Origin of the sequence: Providencia sp. R33, from assembly GCF_019343475.1 — a bacterium.
Taxonomy (GTDB): Bacteria; Pseudomonadota; Gammaproteobacteria; order Enterobacterales; family Enterobacteriaceae; genus Providencia.
Genome location: NZ_CP072453.1, coordinates 2,835,959 through 2,852,444, shown reverse-complemented (window position 1 = coordinate 2,852,444; position 16,486 = coordinate 2,835,959). Strand labels below are relative to the sequence as shown.

16 protein-coding genes are annotated in these 16,486 nt (G+C 42.2%); 2 read left to right on the top strand and 14 right to left on the bottom strand.

Annotation, left to right across the window (positions count from 1 at the left end; all coding sequences use genetic code 11):
- Positions 1–4: 4 nt before the first annotated feature.
- The 13 genes from J6836_RS13355 to J6836_RS13295 all read right to left on the bottom strand — a co-directional run bounded on the left by J6836_RS13355 (position 5) and on the right by J6836_RS13295 (position 12,726).
- A complete protein-coding gene (locus J6836_RS13355) occupies positions 5–799 on the bottom strand; it encodes an SDR family oxidoreductase (RefSeq protein WP_219244515.1) in 795 nt (264 codons plus the stop codon).
- Positions 796–1,638: an alpha/beta fold hydrolase gene (locus J6836_RS13350; protein ID WP_219249508.1), complete on the bottom strand. Its 843-nt coding sequence runs from the start codon at positions 1,636–1,638 to the stop codon at positions 796–798. The genes J6836_RS13355 and J6836_RS13350 overlap by 4 nt, the downstream gene beginning before the upstream one ends.
- 15 nt (positions 1,639–1,653) lie before the next feature.
- Complete coding sequence (locus J6836_RS13345) at positions 1,654–2,166, bottom strand: cupin domain-containing protein (protein WP_206083618.1); 513 nt, start codon at positions 2,164–2,166, stop codon at positions 1,654–1,656.
- Positions 2,167–2,192: 26 nt separating this feature from the next.
- On the bottom strand, positions 2,193–3,473 hold the full coding sequence (locus J6836_RS13340) for an MFS transporter (protein ID WP_219244514.1): 1,281 nt from the start codon (positions 3,471–3,473) through the stop codon (positions 2,193–2,195).
- A gap of 18 nt (positions 3,474–3,491) precedes the next feature.
- Positions 3,492–4,706: an NAD(P)/FAD-dependent oxidoreductase gene (locus J6836_RS13335; protein WP_219244513.1), complete on the bottom strand. Its 1,215-nt coding sequence runs from the start codon at positions 4,704–4,706 to the stop codon at positions 3,492–3,494.
- 1 nt (position 4,707) lies between these two features.
- Entirely contained in the window at positions 4,708–5,637 is a 930-nt protein-coding gene (locus J6836_RS13330) for a VOC family protein (protein WP_219244512.1), read from the bottom strand.
- A gap of 107 nt (positions 5,638–5,744) precedes the next feature.
- Positions 5,745–6,521, bottom strand: coding sequence for an IclR family transcriptional regulator (locus J6836_RS13325; protein ID WP_219244511.1), 777 nt, complete (start codon positions 6,519–6,521; stop codon positions 5,745–5,747).
- 32 nt (positions 6,522–6,553) lie between these two features.
- Entirely contained in the window at positions 6,554–7,309 is a 756-nt protein-coding gene (locus J6836_RS13320) for an SDR family oxidoreductase (protein ID WP_219244510.1), read from the bottom strand.
- Positions 7,302–8,342 (bottom strand): aromatic ring-hydroxylating oxygenase subunit alpha, encoded by a 1,041-nt coding sequence (locus tag J6836_RS13315; RefSeq protein WP_219244509.1) that lies wholly within the window; start codon positions 8,340–8,342, stop codon positions 7,302–7,304. The genes J6836_RS13320 and J6836_RS13315 overlap by 8 nt, the downstream gene beginning before the upstream one ends.
- Positions 8,343–8,391: 49 nt before the next feature.
- Positions 8,392–8,700: a recombinase-like helix-turn-helix domain-containing protein gene (locus tag J6836_RS13310; protein ID WP_219244508.1), complete on the bottom strand. Its 309-nt coding sequence runs from the start codon at positions 8,698–8,700 to the stop codon at positions 8,392–8,394.
- A 2-nt stretch (positions 8,701–8,702) separates the two neighbouring features.
- Positions 8,703–9,017, bottom strand: a complete 315-nt coding sequence (locus J6836_RS13305) for a Rieske (2Fe-2S) protein (RefSeq protein WP_219244507.1) — start codon at positions 9,015–9,017, stop codon at positions 8,703–8,705.
- A gap of 308 nt (positions 9,018–9,325) precedes the next feature.
- Positions 9,326–10,807 (bottom strand): glycoside hydrolase family 1 protein, encoded by a 1,482-nt coding sequence (locus J6836_RS13300; RefSeq protein WP_137018988.1) that lies wholly within the window; start codon positions 10,805–10,807, stop codon positions 9,326–9,328.
- 17 nt (positions 10,808–10,824) lie between these two features.
- Positions 10,825–12,726, bottom strand: a complete 1,902-nt coding sequence (locus J6836_RS13295; RefSeq protein WP_219244506.1) for a beta-glucoside-specific PTS transporter subunit IIABC — start codon at positions 12,724–12,726, stop codon at positions 10,825–10,827.
- A gap of 722 nt (positions 12,727–13,448) precedes the next feature.
- Here J6836_RS13295 and J6836_RS13290 point away from each other — a divergent pair.
- Both J6836_RS13290 and yidA read left to right on the top strand, forming a co-directional pair.
- Positions 13,449–14,276: a PRD domain-containing protein gene (locus J6836_RS13290; RefSeq protein ID WP_219244505.1), complete on the top strand. Its 828-nt coding sequence runs from the start codon at positions 13,449–13,451 to the stop codon at positions 14,274–14,276.
- Positions 14,277–14,395: 119 nt separating this feature from the next.
- Positions 14,396–15,205 (top strand): sugar-phosphatase, encoded by an 810-nt coding sequence (yidA, locus tag J6836_RS13285; protein WP_255586227.1) that lies wholly within the window; start codon positions 14,396–14,398, stop codon positions 15,203–15,205.
- Between the two features lie 70 nt (positions 15,206–15,275).
- Here yidA and J6836_RS13280 read toward each other — a convergent pair whose 3' ends face one another.
- Complete coding sequence (locus J6836_RS13280; RefSeq protein ID WP_219244503.1) at positions 15,276–16,454, bottom strand: anaerobic sulfatase maturase; 1,179 nt, start codon at positions 16,452–16,454, stop codon at positions 15,276–15,278.
- Positions 16,455–16,486 lie beyond the last annotated feature (32 nt).

The window sequence follows — 16,486 nt, the reverse complement described above, 5'->3', positions numbered from 1 at the left end:
TCCTTTAAATTTGATGGGCAAAGCCACCAGAGACATCCAAAGCTGCACCCGAGGTAAATGACGCCATTGGGGACGCTAAGAAAACCAGTGCGCGAGCAGGCTCTTCAGGTTTACCTAAGCGCTGCATGGGAATGCCGCGGTTTTTGGCGATGTTGCCTATCCATTGTTCCCAAGTGAGGTTGGTGTCGCTGCGGCTTTCGAAGCGGCGGCGCCATTGGTCAGACTCCACCATGCCCAGTAAAATAGAATTGACGCGTATTCCTTTGGGTAACAATGTTTTAGATAAATTCAGTGTCATGTTTAATAGCGCGGCTCTTGCGGCAGATGTGGCGACCATATGGGGTTCAGGTTGCAATGCCAGCAGTGAATTCACGCAGGTAATTGAGGCGATATTTGATTGCTCTAAGAGTGGTAAGAACGCATTCACAGGGTTTATCACCCCAAATAATTTCAATTGGGCTTCGTGCAGCCAAGCGTCTTCTGGCGTGTCTGAAAAGTTGGCGACGTAACCTTGGCCTGCGTTGTTGATCAGTAAATCTGTTTGCCCGTATTGCTGGCGAACTTGCTCGGCAAAGGCTTCGATTTGGGTTTTATCTAATACGTCGCAGGTCACAGCGATAAAATTTCCCTGCGGGTATAACGCCGTTAATTGGGTTGTTGCGGCTTGTAATTTATCTTTATTTCGGCCACAAAAAGCCACTTTGCACCCTTCATCGAGTAACAATTTTACGGTCGCAAAACCAATGCCAGAGCTTCCGCCAGTCACGACAGCGACTCGGTTATTTAACTGTAAATTCATGCGTGTTTCCTTTGCAAAGCTGTCGATAAAAAGTGAGTGAGGTGCTGGTTAAATTCAGCGGGTTGGTCAAGGTAGCTCGCGTGACCCGCCTGTGGAATATAAAACAGTGGGCACTGTTTTTGTTGCGCTAATTGGCTAACTTGCGAAGGCGGGGTGATAGTGTCCTCTTCCCCAACGAGCATTTCGAGCGCGCCAGTATAAGCCTTTAAATACAGGCTGATATCGTCATGCGCCAGCATCCAAGCGGCGGATAAAAAACCCGTTGGGTTGAGTTTTTTCATATTTTGCTGCACCCACTCGATTTTTTCTTGTGAAGCAGTGGGTGACAGTAAGGCTGCCGCACGGTTTTGTGCATAGGCTTCGATACCTGAGTTAAATACAATATCGTGCCTTTGGTCATACACGCGGTTGCGCTCTTCAAGGCTTTTTGTTCCGTAACCTTGTGCGGGGTTAGCGAGGAATAAGCCATTGACACGAGAAGGATGCAAAGAGGCAAAGGCACAAGCCATTAAAGCGCCTAACGAGTGGCCAACGAGGGTTACTTGCTGTAATCCCAGTCCATCAAGAAAGGCTTCTAACGCATCGGCGTAATCGAGAGCCACTGGCGTTTTTGTCGCCAATTCAAGGCTATTCATATAACCGGGTGCATCCCAACAATAGAGATGATAGTGATGAGTCAGTGATGATGCCGTCAGTTGAGAAATCCATGAGGCCGAGCCTGAGCTAATACCATGGAGGAGGATCACGGGCTCCCCTTGGCCCGCTTCCCGCCAATTAAGGCGGTATTGACCAAAGTTTGCGAGCTGTAACTCGGGTAAATTTTCAATTGGCAGACTCATCACTGATTACTCCTGTTATCCGCGTTTAACTTTTGATAATGGGTGGTCTTCTGGGTAAGTTGGGATTGCGGGTTTTTGCGTCCCAATCATCACACACATTAAAGCTTCTTCTTCCCCGTGATTGAATAAGCCGCGATAAATCCCCGCAGGAACAGAAATCAAATCACGCTCTTTTAATACCGTTTCATACTCTTCGTCGCCGTCTTTGATAAACAACGTAATGGTGCCTTTGAGCATGAAAAAAACTTCTTCAACATCAGGGTGTAAGTGCAGTGGCCCTTCACATTTAGCGGGTAACACCATGGTCGAAAAGGTGAAGTTTTCCGCAGGGACGGTATTGACGTCACTGGCGACACCTGTAGCCCCTGTGCCGATATAACGCATTTGGGCGCGGCGGTATTTTGGGTCGTAATCAGCTTGGAATTTCAGTGCGTTCCAATCGTATTTGCGGCCTTCAAGGCGGGCAACTCGGGACTCAATCCATTGTGCCATTGGGATCCCTTGGGGTTTGATTTGAGGTTGTGACATAGCGTTATCTCCTAAAGAGGCAGTGTTTAGTATTTTTTCAGTAAAGGGAGCAATAACAAGCTGCCCACTAAACCAATAATGACGATAAATAACAGCCCACTATCCATAGTGTGGGTAACGGTAATCAATACGCCCATTAACAGCGGTGCAGCAGCGCCAGCAAGGTTTCCTAGACCATTGAATATGCCACCTGCAAGGGCACTGACTTGCTTTTGTGTCGCTTTAGCCAGTAATGCGAAGATGTTAGGGGCACCGGCTCCCCACATAAACATGCTGAATGCCATCATTAAAATGATGCTGTAGGTCTCGGTGAGGAACAGCACACCTGCTAACCCAATCACGGCACCCAATAATGAGATGAAACACACGAGGGCTCTACGGTCGTAGCGGTCAGAAAGCCACGCACCAATCGCTTCACCAAACAGCATGGCAATAAATGGGAGGGAAGAGAGGATCCCTGCGTGTTCCAAGTGAATGGATTTCCCCTTAATTAAGTAGCTTGGTAACCAGCCATTCATCCCCCAGAGGTAGACTAAAAACGCGATATTAAACATGCAGATAATCCAAAAATGGCTATTTTGAAATAGGCGCTTTTTATGCGCTTTCATTTCTGCAATCTGCTCTTCAGGCAGTTTTTCTCCTGACGATGTTTTTAGTTGAGCACTGCGGTTGACTAAATTTGGGTGGCGAATACCGAAAACAACTAACCACCACACTGGCACGGTAAAGGCAGCCATGACGAAAAAGGTACTTTGCCAGCCGAAATTATTTAAAAGATACAAAGAGATAGGGAACCCTAGTGCTGCACCTAGGGGAGTGCCCAGTAACCAGAGCATTGTGGCGCGAGCCTGCATTTTTGGTGGAAAAGTGCGACGGATAATGGCATAGGCGATGGCTAATAATGGCCCTTCAGCTATGCCGAGCAATACGCGTAGAAAAACCATGGTGCCGTAATGGTGGGTGAACCCCATAAAGATCATTAAGAAGCACCAGCTGCTGATCATAAAGAGCAGCATTTTTGTGGGATGAAAGCGGTCACCAATCCCACTGAGTAGCATGGATGAAACGCCATAGGCGAATAAAAATGCACTCATTAATAAGCCTAAGCGGGTCGGATCAAAATCAATACCCAGCGCTTGTTGGAACTTTTCGTCTGAAAACAGTGCAGCGATGCTAATTTTGTCGAAAAATGCCAGTAAAACACAGGAAAATAGACCGATTGGGATCAACCAGTTCACTTTTTCTGGTGTATCCTGCGCACTTTGTGCATTTTCATTGGCGGATATCGTGATACTTTGATTTGCCATGTTTTTTCCTCGCTGACACTATTTAAGTGACATTAGTGAAAATGTGGGGTCGGCAAGTTCGGAGGGAACCAATTTGCGCTGGTTTTGCAGCCAACGTTTACCCAGTTTGATTGCGCGAGCATCATTAAACGCCACCATTTGAACCAATTCGTTAGCTTCATTTAAGGCAAAATGAACCTCAGAATTTTCGCTGTGGCGCTGGACGTGTTGCAGGTTTTGCGTACTAGGAACGCCCAAGATTTGTATGTTGTCTTGGTATTGATCAGACCAAAGCCAAGCGGGCTCATTAAACCCTACGGATTGCGGGTCAAGCATCGCTTTTGCCGTGGTTATGGCTTGGTTTTGTGCGTAAGCCCAAGATTGCAAACACAAAGAAAGCGTCGGATGGCAGGCAACATCCCCTGCGGCGTAGATATCAGGGTGGGAGGTTTGCCCTTGGTCGTTGATCACGATGCCATGAGTGACGGCTAACCCTGCATCTTTGGCGAGCTCAAGGTTGAGCTCAACACCAATCCCCATGACGGCAAGATCAAAGGATTCAGTCGGGTATTTTTGGCAGCCAATTTGTAATGCGTCGTTGTCGTCAACTAATTGAATATCGCCACAATCTGTAATGACCTGTACGCCAGCTTGATGGTGGCGCGACGCTAATGCATCAGAAACACTTTGCGGAACACTGCGCTCGCACAGGCGGTTTTGACGTTCAAAAATCGTGACATTAAGGCCCATTTTCCGTGCGGATGCTGCGACTTCTAAGCCAATCCACCCGCCGCCAATGATGGCGATTTTTTTTGCTGATAAGAGTCTGGAACGTAGCGCTTGAGCATCATCCCATGAACGTAAGGCAAATACATGCGGGTGCTGTTGCCATGCTGTTGAGAGGTAACGAGGGCGACCACCTGTTGCGATAAGCAGTTTATCAAAGCTAACTAACCGCCCATCATTGAGGTAGACACATTTAGCCAGTGTATCAATTCGCTCGGCTCGTATGGGGCGAAACCATTGCAAATTCAATGCACGAGTGTCGTTTTCACTAAATAAACGTGATAAAACCGCGTCTTCTTGTGTGAGAACGGCTTTTGACAGCGGTGGACGTTCATAAAAATCGTGGTTTTCATCGCTGATCACTGAAATTGTGCCTTGGTAACCTTCTTCTCTGAGGGTTTTTGCGGCCCAGCCACCCGCTTGACCTCCACCAATAATGACAATACCGCCTTGAATTAAGGTGCTCATTTTATGACTCCTTGGTCGGCTTGACTTGGCGGCGTGTTTCGTAATCTAAGCCACCTTCAACCGCCCATTCGGTAAATGAAACCAGTGAGTGTTCCAGTTCCCTTGGTTGCCATTTTTCGGTGAGGTAGTCATCGTTGGTGTAGTATTCGAAAGCGCCGCCCGTTGGGCTATTGACGTACCAAAAATAGGCGGATGAGATTGGATGGCGACCAGGGCCAATAAAGGTGCTCCAATTATGGCGGTTCATGGCTAAGCCCCCACCAATCACCTCATGAATATCTCGAACCGTAAAGGCGACGTGGTTCAAGCCACTGCCCCGATGCGGCAATTTCAGTAAAAATAAATTATGGTGGCAGCCGTTAATTTGGGCGCGTAAGAAAACGGCGCGGTCGATGTAGCGATCGGACACTTGGAAACCCAGTTTTTGGCAATAAAATGCTTCTGTCGCAGGGAGATCATCAACAAAAAAAACGACATGGCCTACGTTGATCGGGTTGGCTTTTTCATAAATCGGGCTAGGTTTATCAATACGGCGAATGTCTCCCCATTGATTGATACCCGTGACGTCGAGCTGAACGTCTTTTTGTTGTGAAAGGCAAAAAGCGACGGTCATACCATTCGGGTCACGGCATTGTGCGCCTGTGGATGTCCGTTCAAACCCATCACACTCTTGAATGTTGTCGATGATTTGATTTAAATTGGCGAGGTTTTCAACACCCCATGTAATGCGCCTTAAGGTTGAACCCGTTTCAAAAGGTGCGGGGAGGGCGGAATCATCAAGGGGATATAATGCCAGTTCAGCCCCCGATAGCGTGGTAAACACACTGGGATTATTGGCAGAAACGTGTAAGCCAAAGTCATGTAAAAATTTTTGGCAGGCCTTGAGGTCTTCGACACCAAATTCTAATTTTTCTATTCCAATCACCGACATAGCTTAATCCTCTATAGGGTGGTGTTATTACCTAGCGCGTTTTTTGGGCAAAGGAGAGCCGAGGCTTATGGCAATAAACCGAAAAATGGGTAAGTTTTTCGTTAACGCTAAATCACTTTTGCTGGGCTGATACCGCCAATAAATTCAGTTAGCTTTTGTGCTGCACTACGTACTTCATTTTGTAAATGTTGGCGCTCCTGCACAGGGATACTGTCCATGGGAACCATGATGCTGATCGCTGCCTCGACCCCGTTGTCTTGGTTGTAAACGGGATAAACAATGGAGGAGATACCGCGGCGATAAAATGACTCGCCAATAACATAACCACGCAGTTTGTCGGCTTGGATCATGTTCCAGAATTCGTGTTTGCTGCCCGCGTTATCAGGTAGCTCTTCATCAGGGTAAAGGACGTCAAATTCTGCAGAAGACAGCCCACTTAATAGCATTCGCCCTAAAGAGGTTCGATGAGCCGATAAGCGTGTGCCGACGCTGACATGGTTGATTTTTGATTCCGCACCGCTGACGCGAGCGATATAGATAATGTCTCGGCCATCACGGATCACCAGATGGCTATTGCACTGGCTGCGATCGCGCAAATGTTCAATAATCGGTTGGCCTAACTGGGTTAAATCGAGGGAGGCAATATAACCAAGGCCAAGGCTAAGCACTTTGCGACCAAGTGAAAATGCCCCAGTTCGCGGGTGTTGCACAAGGAAATCCAAATGTACCAAGGTCTGGATCGCACGATAAGCCGTGGCTTTAGGCATATCGACTAAGCGTAGGATTTCAGCAAACGTGAGCTCGCGGTGCTGCTGAGCTAGCAGGAGAAGCAATTGCAATCCTTTTTCCAGACCGGGTATCAAGTACTTACATGTTGAATTCAATGCCTTAACCTCGCCGCCAACGCGGTCATCAATTAGTTAAAAACAAAGCCGCCATTGACGGGTATAAGCTGCCCCGTCACAAAATTCGCCATATCAGAAAGCAAATACAGTGCGGTGCCAGTCACATCTTCAGGTAGTTGCTCCCCTTGTAAGGCACGCCCGTTTTCATAAAGCTGGTGACGCTCTTCAGGGACATATTCCGTCGCTTCAACCTTGGTCAGCCCCGGTGCAATTGCGTTAACGCAAATGCGGTGCTGGCCTAACTCTCGCGCCATCGAGCGAGTCATACTGATAATCGCCCCTTTACTGGCGACATAGGCCATTAACCTTGGTGCTCCCCAAAGGGCGGTATCAGACGCAATATTGATGATTTTTCCCTGTTGGCTTTGCTTTAATAGTGGTAATGCCGCTTTTGTGACCAACCAAGTTCCTTTGACATTCACGGTCATAACGCGATCCCAAAGCTCAAGATCGTATTCATCTAATGTTTTGCCACCCACACCCGTTGCGAGAGCTGCATTGTTGATCAACCCATCAATGGCACCTTGCTTAGCGATATGCTCAAAGGCTTGGCGAATAGAGGCGGGATCAGCAAGATCGATACAGTAACTTTGTGCATCAAACCCTTGGCGGCGTAATGTTTCCGTACTTTCTTGCAAACGTTCTTCAAGAATGTCGCACAGAATGACTTTAGCACCTTGTTCTGCGACGGCTTGGGCAAAGCTAAAACCTAGCCCTCTAGCTGCGCCAGTGACCACAATACGTTTTCCCGCCAATAGGTTATGCATTTTCAGTTTCCTTACCGTAAATCAGTTCAAACTGTTTTTTGGCTTCTCGCTGCATGATACGGCGAAGGCGCGATAAACCGACATCGTGTTGATAGAGAAACTCGTGGTTGCGTGCATTTGGCGCAAGGTTTTCTAAAATAATGCGGTCTTGCTCTAATACATCCCAATGCAGTCCTTCTAAGCGGTTACGGTACATAAAGCGCCAGAGATCGCGTTGCCAGTCTTTGACTTTACGAATTCGCCAGAAGAATACGCGGCAGTGATCTTTATCTTCTGGAACGACCATGCCGATGATCCAAAAGTGCCCACCTGGTCCAAAACGTTTTTGATATGGGATGGATAAACGCAACCAGTTTGCGCCTGTACTGGCAAATTCTACCCAGTCGAAGTTGACACCAATTTGGTCATTCTTACGGAAAATAAACCCTGTTTGAGTCGCTTCAAGGATCATCTCAGACTGTTTATCTCCTTCAGCCATGGAGTGTGAAGAAGAGTGTAAATAGGTGCCATGCATCGGATCCATCACGTTTTCAAGGGCATACTGGTAATTGCATTTCCACGATGCGGTGCAGAGGAAGTGGCTGTGGTTTTCTCCATCGGCTAATTCTTCAGGGAATTCAAGTGCTGGTGGTGTTTCTCCTTCAATCACAGCAAAATAGAGAAAAATAGCACCATGAACTTCTTGAACTGGGTAGGTTTTTAAGCATTTTTGGCCTTCAAGAGGGCATTGGCTAACCGCTGGAACGTCCTTGACAATACCATCTCCGCCCACTTCAACACCGTGGTACCAACAAGCAATGCGTTCACCAAGGTTCCAGCCCATGGATAAACGCGCACCGCGGTGGGGGCATCTGTCTTCTAAGGCATGAATTTGGCCTTTATCATCGCGCCATAAGACAATTTGTTCTTCGAGGCGAGTGATACCGATTGGGTTGCTGCTGACTTCCCAGCTAGATAATACGGGGTACCATTGTCCTCGTAGCCCCACATCTAAATACGCTTGAAAGTTTTGAGGTTGTGTATTCGTTGTCATAATTTGCTTCCGATTATCAAAGGTTATTTTTTGTATAAGTTACAAAGTATTAATATCCATTAACGAGCAAAAATTCGCGAAAACTGCTTGGTGTCCATGTATGACCTTGGCGGTCAAATAAGAGCTGTTGATTTAGGGCTTCAACAAGGGCTTCGAGGGTGTCAGTACCAGCGGCAAATAAGTTTTCTAATGCACCAATCAGCGCTGTTTCGTATTCATCGGGAAGGCGTGAACGTGTTTGCCAGACAATATTAGGGGCACTCCCCGGCGCTTGAATACTTCCTTTTCCACCTTCTCGTGCAGGGATAATTTGGTTATTTGCGGGTAGGTAAGGGTTAATATTTTGAATCGGTTCCATGACTACTCCTCAATTAAACTAATTTCAATTTGGTTTTCATGAATGCGGGTTTGGTAGATTTTTAAATCTCGGCCACCGGGTTCTCGTAAACATTTGCCTGTTTTGATATCAAAGATGGCTTCGTGCAGAGGGCATTCGACCTTGCCATCTTCAACAAACCCTTGACTGAGTAAGGCGTAAGCGTGAGGGCAAACATCTTCCAAAGCGTAATACTGGTCTTCAACCAAAAAAATACCGATTTCGTTGTCATTTACTTTGGCTGAAAAGGGAAATTCTTCTTGAACTTGTGAAACATCGCACACTGCAATCCAGCTCATAATTTTTCCTCTTAATACGCAGTAACATTTTGTTTCATATACGAAACGTTGTTTATTATTTAAAACCAGATTAAATGTAGGGGTGATTAATAGTCAATCGAATGTTGACTATATGTAAAATATTCGTTTCAAAGTGTGGGGTGTGTCGAGCTTATGGCGCAGTTTAGTTTCATATAAGAAACTGCATTTTGAAAAATGACAGAAAGGGGCAATGAGTGGAGGTATGAAAAAGAAATCAGCACTTTCAATAATAAAAAAAAACCGACTCGTTGAACGAGTCGGGGGCAGGTAAATGTAATTAAGGGATATTAATCTACATTTTCACCATTAGATGCGATGACGCGTTTGTACCAATAAAACGACTCTTTCGGGATCCGTTTCAGTGAACCATTACCTTCATCATCTTGTTCGACATAGATGAAACCGTAACGTTTCGTCATTTGGGACGTTCCACAGCTAATGAGGTCAATACAGCCCCATGTGGTATAACCCATCAAATCAACACCATCACGGATAGCTTCTTTCATGGCGATAACGTGTTCTTTGATGTAATCGATACGGTATGGGTCAGAAACGGTTCCATCCGGATTTAAAGTATCACGTGCACCGAGGCCATTTTCGACCACAAATAGAGGAATACCATAGCGATCCCACAATTTATTCAATGTGATACGTAGTCCGGTTGGGTCAATCGGCCAGCCCCACTCAGATTGAGTTAGGAATGGGTTTTTAATTTTACTCACTAAGTGGCCAGATAATTCTTTTGCATCAGGCCCCCCTTTGGTGACATAAGTCATGTAATAACTCAGTGAGATAAAGTCTGCAATACCTTCTTTAAGCACATTGAAGTCTTCTGGCTCGACCTGAATGTTAATATTATTCTCTTCAAAATAACGCAGCATATACGTAGGGTATTCACCGCGTACACTGACATCTGGGTAGAACAAGTTGATTTGGTCTTCTTTCAGTGCTTGCAGTTGGTCTTCTGGATTACAGCTTTCTGCATAAGTTTCTAATCGGCAAATCATGCAGCCGATTTTTGCATTAGGCATCATCTCTTTACCTAATTTGATTGAAAGTGCACTCGCAACAAACTGGTTATGTGATGCTTGATAAGCGGCTTCTTCAACATTTTTTACCGTGTCAGGTAACGTCCCCGCACCAGTATATAAGCTATTTAGGTTCATGTTCATTTCGTTGAACGTGATCCAGTATTTCACTTTGGATTCATAGCGTTTAAAGCATGTGGTTGCAAACTTAACAAATAAATCAATTAAACGACGATCTTGCCAGCCATTGAATTTTTGTGTCAATGTCAGAGGCATTTCATAGTGAGACAGCGTCACTAACGGCTCAATACCGTATTTTGCCAGTTCATCAAATACGCGATCGTAGAAAGCTAAACCTTCTTCATTAGGCTGCTCATCAATACCGTTAGGGAATATGCGAGCCCATGAAATAGATAAACGGAATACTTTAAAGCCCATTTCAGCGAACAGTGCGATATCTTCTTCATAACGATGATAAAAATCGATACCCCAACGTTTTGGAAATAACACTTTGCATTCAGGTTTTAAATATTCTTCAAGTTCTTTTGACGTGACGTTAAAGGTGAAGTTATTCACGCCGCCACCGGCATACGGATCTTTGTATGCGGCAACATCCGATGTCGAAAGTCCTTTACCTTCTACATCAAACGCCCCTTCAATTTGGTTAGCCGCCGTTGCGCCGCCCCATAAAAAACCTTCTGGAAAACCTACTGTACTGGTATTTTTAGTATCTAATTTCATAATTTCCTCTTTCTAAATCAATTAACAGTGAGCAGTGCGGTTTCATGACTAATGACATGCTGTTGCTCTGTCAGATGTAATGCACTGAACTCGTCAAAGTTGGTTATCAAAACCGGGGTGATTGTTGATAATGAATGTTTATTTATATTTTCAATATCGAACTCGATGAGTAGGTCACCGCATTTAACGAGGTCTTTTTCATTGACATGGAGTGTGAAACCTTCACCATTCAATGAAACAGTATCGATGCCTACATGAATAAGAACGTCCAAACCATCGTTGGTTGTTATGCCGATAGCATGCTTTGAGGGGGTGACCATCGAAACAATCCCATCAGCAGGTGCGTAAACTTTGTTGTCAGAAGGGATGATGGCAATACCATCTCCAATGATCCTATTTGCAAAAACGGTATCAGGAACGTGTTCTAGCGCTAAGGTTTCCCCAGTAATTGGTGCAATTAAACTTAATTCAATATTTTGATTATTATGTTGTTTTTGTATGTTTTTAGGTTCAACAGCAATTGTTGACTGTGGTGCATTTTGTTGATTATTAGGAGCAGAGAGCCCAGTTTCATCCCATTTTAAAAATAAGGTGATGATGAACGCAGTACTAAAGCTAGCGGCAATGGCGAGGCAGATATACAAAAAGTTGTTTGTACCTGCTTCAACATAAGTTGGTAATGCTGTGATGCCAGGGATGCTGAATGCGAAAGCTTTAACCGCAAATGTACCAATTATTCCCCCACCAATCGCACCGCCAACTAAAGCGGCATAAAAGGGTTTCTTGAGTCGCATTGTGACGCCATAAATAGCAGGTTCAGTGATACCAAACACAGCAGATAGGGAGGATGAATATGCGATAGATTTTAATTTGGTATTTTTAGTTTTTATTGCGACAGCTAACGTGGCACCAGCTTGGGCAAGATTGCTGGATAAACTGATTGGTAATAAAACAAAGTCATAACCTAAGGTTTTAAAGTTTGAAAAGGTCGCTGGGAAAAAGGCATAGTGCATTCCGGTTATCACTAATAATGATAAGCAACCCCCCATAATCAATCCTGCAATAGGGCCTGCAACATCAAACAAATAAGAGAATGTTTGCTGTAAGTACTCACCGACGTAATACCCGAGAGGCGCTAAGAGTGAGAGTGTGATGAGTGATGTGATAATCAGAACCAATAACGGTACAAAGATGATTTTCACACTGGCGGGAATAATTTTTTCAACCCATCGATTAATGTAACTTAAGAGCCATACACCTAAGATAATAGGAATTACAGTAAAGTTATAAGTAATATTGGGAATATTAATACCGAAGAAAGAAAGTGCAGGTTCATTCTGGAACATTGGGTAAACCAAAATGAACGCTAAAGTTACGGCAATATATTCATTAGTTTTGAATTTCTTAGCAACGGAAAAAGCTAATAAAATAGGTAAAAAATAGAAAGCCGAATCAGAAATAGTATAAAGAATTCGATATTCAGAACTGCCAGCCTGAATAAAACCTGACATATCAAATAATGCTAATAGACCTTTTAATAAACCGGTTCCAATGATAGCAGGTAAAATAGGTGTAAAAATACCAGAAAGAAAGTCAAAGAAAGTATTAATAAAGTTCTGTTTAGGTTCAATATTGGAGCCTTGCTGATCATCAAGGCTCTCCGTGCTGGTGGAGGGTTCTACAAGTTTGTGTAATTCAGTAAAAACGTGGGTGACGTGACTCCCCAAGATCACTTGTAATTGGTTGCCTTGGAAATTAACACCCAGAACCCATGGTATATTACGTAACTCGTCAACGTTAACTAATTCATTGTTATGTAAGTTAAAACGTAAACGTGTAATACAATGCCAATGTTGGCTAATATTCTTTTGCCCACCGATAAGAGCAATAATTTGCTCTGCAACTTGTTTACTTTCCATAAGTACACCTATAAAAAAACCTGAACAACGGCCTCCAAATACACTTGGGGAAATTGTTCAGGTTTATGCCTAGTCTTGCCAGTTACACACCTGTTATTTTGAAGTCAAAGTTGATGCCTGACTTATTTTGATTTTACATTTAGCGCAATCTGTAATACTAATTCTCTATTTTTTCATCAATAACAATGACTTTCTTATCTTTGGTATGGCTAAAAACATCATTGTTATTCATGGTTTTATTCCATCTACACAAAATTTAGATATAAAAAAACCTGAAACAGTGAATACATGACATCACTTTGTTTCAGGTTATTGCCTAGTCGTACTAGTTACATACCTACGTAGCCTTTATAAATTTTTTATGATTAAAAGGCAATTATAGAATAATGGATTTGTGATCTGGACGACAGAGATATAATTTAAAGTCCGAGTTTAATATCTATGTAACGGCCATTTTATATTTTTATAAAATACACCTGAACAGTTATTATACGCGCGGGATAGGCCAAAATTTATAAGATGGGTATTGCGCAGGTATACTTAGGAATCGATCACAAAAAAATGATGCGAATCTTGATTTTAGTATCCAGAAAAGATATATCTACAAATTATGGTGTGTTACTAGCTAGACTAGGCAAAAACCTGAAGTGGCATGAAGAAAATACTTCTTGTCTTTTCAGGTTTTTTTGCATTTATAACTTATAAAAATGGAATAGCCTATTATGTATTTAATCAAAAAAGTTATTAATAATAATGTAATTCTTGTTGAAAATGAGACTCAACAAGATGTTGTTATTATTGGTAAAGGTATAGGCTTTAATTCGAAAGCAGGTCAAAATTATCATTGTAATGAAAATGATGAACTTTTTATTAAGCCTAATGACTACGACATAAATAATTTTCTTGAAAGTATTCCTATTGATATCATCAAGCTCACCATTGAAGTTATCAACAAATGTAAACCTATATTGAATGCTGAGCTTAGCGATAGCTTGGTTGTAACACTGTCGGAGCATATTACTTTCGCAATTGAAAGAAGTAAAAATAGTGAAATAAGTATCTCTCTCTATGAAGTGCCATATTTGTACCATGTTGAGTTTATTGCAGGTAAAGTCGCTGTTGATTATATTAATGATAAATTAGGAATTAATTTACCTGCAAATGAAGCATCATTAATCGCATTGCACTTTGTCAATGCTAAGCTGAATAATAAAAGCGTTGGTGATACACTGAGATTTACTCAAACTGTTTATAAAATTGTCAATATCATTAATTACTCTTTCCATATCCAGATTAGTACCGAAACAGATAATTTTTCTCGTTTTATTAATCACTTAAAATATTTACTTATCCGTTGTCAAGCTCACCATGATAAAAGTAGTCAATTTAATTCGGTACTGGAAGAATTAGTTGAAAAAGAATTATTAAAAAATTTTGCATGTGCAAAAAAAATTGCAGCACTGATTGAAACAGAATACAAAATACCGGTTTCTCGCGAAGAAATCATTTATTTGGCATTACATATAGAAAGGCTTTTAAACTCAGTTTAAAACTAAATTAAGTATGAGATGGGTGTGTAACTGGCAAGACTAGGCATAAACCTAAAGTATATTCTCCCTAGATATAAAGTTTTTAAGGCTTTTCATTGGGAGCTGAAAAGGAAAAACATATGGCCGTGAAATTGATTGCTATCGACCTTGATGGCACACTGTTAAATACTCATCATCAAGTTAGTGATTATGTTGCAAATGTTCTACAACAAGCCAAAAAGAATAATATCCATATTATCCTAGCGTCTGGTCGACCGTATTCAGGTATTCAACCGTATTTACAACAATTAGGATTAGATAAAGCAGGGAACTATTGCATTAGCAATAATGGTAGTGTTATTCACGATGCATCTAATGGTAATCACCTTATTGATTTTTTATTAGGTATGGATGATTACCAAAAAATTTACCAACAGACAGAAGAACTTGCATTATCTTTGCATGCACTTGGTGATCATAAAATATTTACAGCGAATAAAGTGATCGGTTTTTATACAACCCACGAAGCATACCTCTCAAATACATTGATTCATTATGTACCAATGGATGAAATGCCGAAGGATTTGTTATTTACTAAGTTGATGATTTCATCGGAAGAAAATTATTTATCCAGCGTGATCAAAAAAATACCAGCAAGCTATTTTCAACAATATACTTTAGTCAGAAGTACCCCCTATTTTCTTGAGGTGTTAAATAAGAATGCGAATAAGGGGTTGGCAATACAAGCATTGGCTCAGCAACTTGATCTGTATAAACATGAAATTATGTGTATTGGCGATCAAAATAATGATCTTCCTATGTTTGATGCTGCGGGGATATGTGTTGCGATGGAAAATGCGACAGAAGAGCTGAAGTCGCGTGCAACGTATATTACCAGTTGTAATGATTCAGATGGCGTTGCAAAAGCGATTGAGCAATATGCATTATAGATGTCTTTAAGCCGAGTAATCGCAATGAATTACTCGGCTTTTTAATGTCATATATCCCTAACTGTTGCTGCTAGTTTCCTCGGATTTCTTGCAAAATTTTCTTCATTTTTGGTAAGGAATGAGAAAGATAGATTTTGTAAGTGTCACAAAAATAGTTCTTTCTTGGCAGCCCTTTCGAGTCTAATAAAAAGCGATGTTTAGGGCAGCCACCGTGGCACAAAGGTTTAAACTCACACCCTAAACAATCATGACTGATTTTTTCTTTTTTAAGGGAAGAGAAGCGCTGATGATTTGGTGAGAGAAGCATATTTGGAATGCTTTCCTCCATGAGATTGCCAATTTTGTTTTCAGGGTAAACAAAGTGGTCACATGAATAGACATCGCCATTAGCTTCTAAAATAAGGTTCGCACCGCATGTTTCACTAGTGACACAGCTACTGGGATGTCCAATACTTTGACTCATTGTTTGTTCAAAGTTCATGACGAACACTTTACCAATATCTTTTATTTGCCAATGGTCAAAGAGCGTATTTAAAAAATGGCCATACTCAGTGGCATTCACTGACCAATCCGTGACGTTTGCATCACCTTCAAATTCAGGAGAAATCAGTGACAATCCATCTCTTGTTGTCTGTTTTGCTTGCCTTTCAACAACAGGGATAAACTGCATATAATAGCTACCGATGCTTTTTAAAAACTCATAAGTCTCTATGGGTTTTTTGACATTCATATTATTGACGACAGTTAGCGTATTAAAATCAACTTGGTATTTTTTGAGGAGCTCGATACTTGCCATTAATCGTTCAAAGGTACTTTTTCCTGCACGAGTTAAACGATATTGGTCATTGTCTTCTTGGTTTCCATCAATGGAAACTCCCAAAAGGAAATTATTTTTTTTAAAAAATTGACACCAATCATCATCAAGATTTAATGCATTAGTTTGAAAAGAATTATGGATCCTTCTTTTCCCTGCATATTTCTGTTGCAGTTCAACGGCTTTTTTATAGAAGCCAAGTCCAAGTAGTGTAGGCTCCCCTCCTTGCCAAACAAATTCAACAATATCAGCTGATTGCTGTTGAATATTCGAACGAACATAGTGTTCTAATACGTCTTCGTTCATTCGCCACTGACTTTTTCTATTGGGGTATAGCTTTGATTTTTCTAAATAGAAACAATAAGTACAATCAATGTTACAGACTGAGCCTGAGGGTTTAGCCATTAACTGAAAATTTTGTTTTACATTGTTCATACTTATGTCTCTATGAATTAAAAATACGATTA

Excerpts from the sequence above, each read along its gene's own strand:
- yidA (WP_255586227.1), top strand. The coding sequence starts at position 14,396 with ATGGCCGTGAAATTGATTGCTATCGACCTTGATGGCACACTGTTAAAT.
- J6836_RS13310 (WP_219244508.1), bottom strand. The coding sequence starts at position 8,700 with ATGGAACCGATTCAAAATATTAACCCTTACCTACCCGCAAATAACCAA.
- J6836_RS13300 (WP_137018988.1), bottom strand. The coding sequence starts at position 10,807 with ATGAAATTAGATACTAAAAATACCAGTACAGTAGGTTTTCCAGAAGGT.
- J6836_RS13280 (WP_219244503.1), bottom strand. The coding sequence starts at position 16,454 with ATGAACAATGTAAAACAAAATTTTCAGTTAATGGCTAAACCCTCAGGC.
- J6836_RS13290 (WP_219244505.1), top strand. The coding sequence starts at position 13,449 with ATGTATTTAATCAAAAAAGTTATTAATAATAATGTAATTCTTGTTGAA.
- J6836_RS13340 (WP_219244514.1), bottom strand. The coding sequence starts at position 3,473 with ATGGCAAATCAAAGTATCACGATATCCGCCAATGAAAATGCACAAAGT.
- J6836_RS13305 (WP_219244507.1), bottom strand. The coding sequence starts at position 9,017 with ATGAGCTGGATTGCAGTGTGCGATGTTTCACAAGTTCAAGAAGAATTT.
- J6836_RS13335 (WP_219244513.1), bottom strand. The coding sequence starts at position 4,706 with ATGAGCACCTTAATTCAAGGCGGTATTGTCATTATTGGTGGAGGTCAA.
- J6836_RS13345 (WP_206083618.1), bottom strand. The coding sequence starts at position 2,166 with ATGTCACAACCTCAAATCAAACCCCAAGGGATCCCAATGGCACAATGG.
- J6836_RS13330 (WP_219244512.1), bottom strand. The coding sequence starts at position 5,637 with ATGTCGGTGATTGGAATAGAAAAATTAGAATTTGGTGTCGAAGACCTC.
- J6836_RS13350 (WP_219249508.1), bottom strand. The coding sequence starts at position 1,638 with ATGAGTCTGCCAATTGAAAATTTACCCGAGTTACAGCTCGCAAACTTT.
- J6836_RS13320 (WP_219244510.1), bottom strand. The coding sequence starts at position 7,309 with ATGCATAACCTATTGGCGGGAAAACGTATTGTGGTCACTGGCGCAGCT.
- J6836_RS13355 (WP_219244515.1), bottom strand. The coding sequence starts at position 799 with ATGAATTTACAGTTAAATAACCGAGTCGCTGTCGTGACTGGCGGAAGC.
- J6836_RS13295 (WP_219244506.1), bottom strand. The coding sequence starts at position 12,726 with ATGGAAAGTAAACAAGTTGCAGAGCAAATTATTGCTCTTATCGGTGGG.
- J6836_RS13315 (WP_219244509.1), bottom strand. The coding sequence starts at position 8,342 with ATGACAACGAATACACAACCTCAAAACTTTCAAGCGTATTTAGATGTG.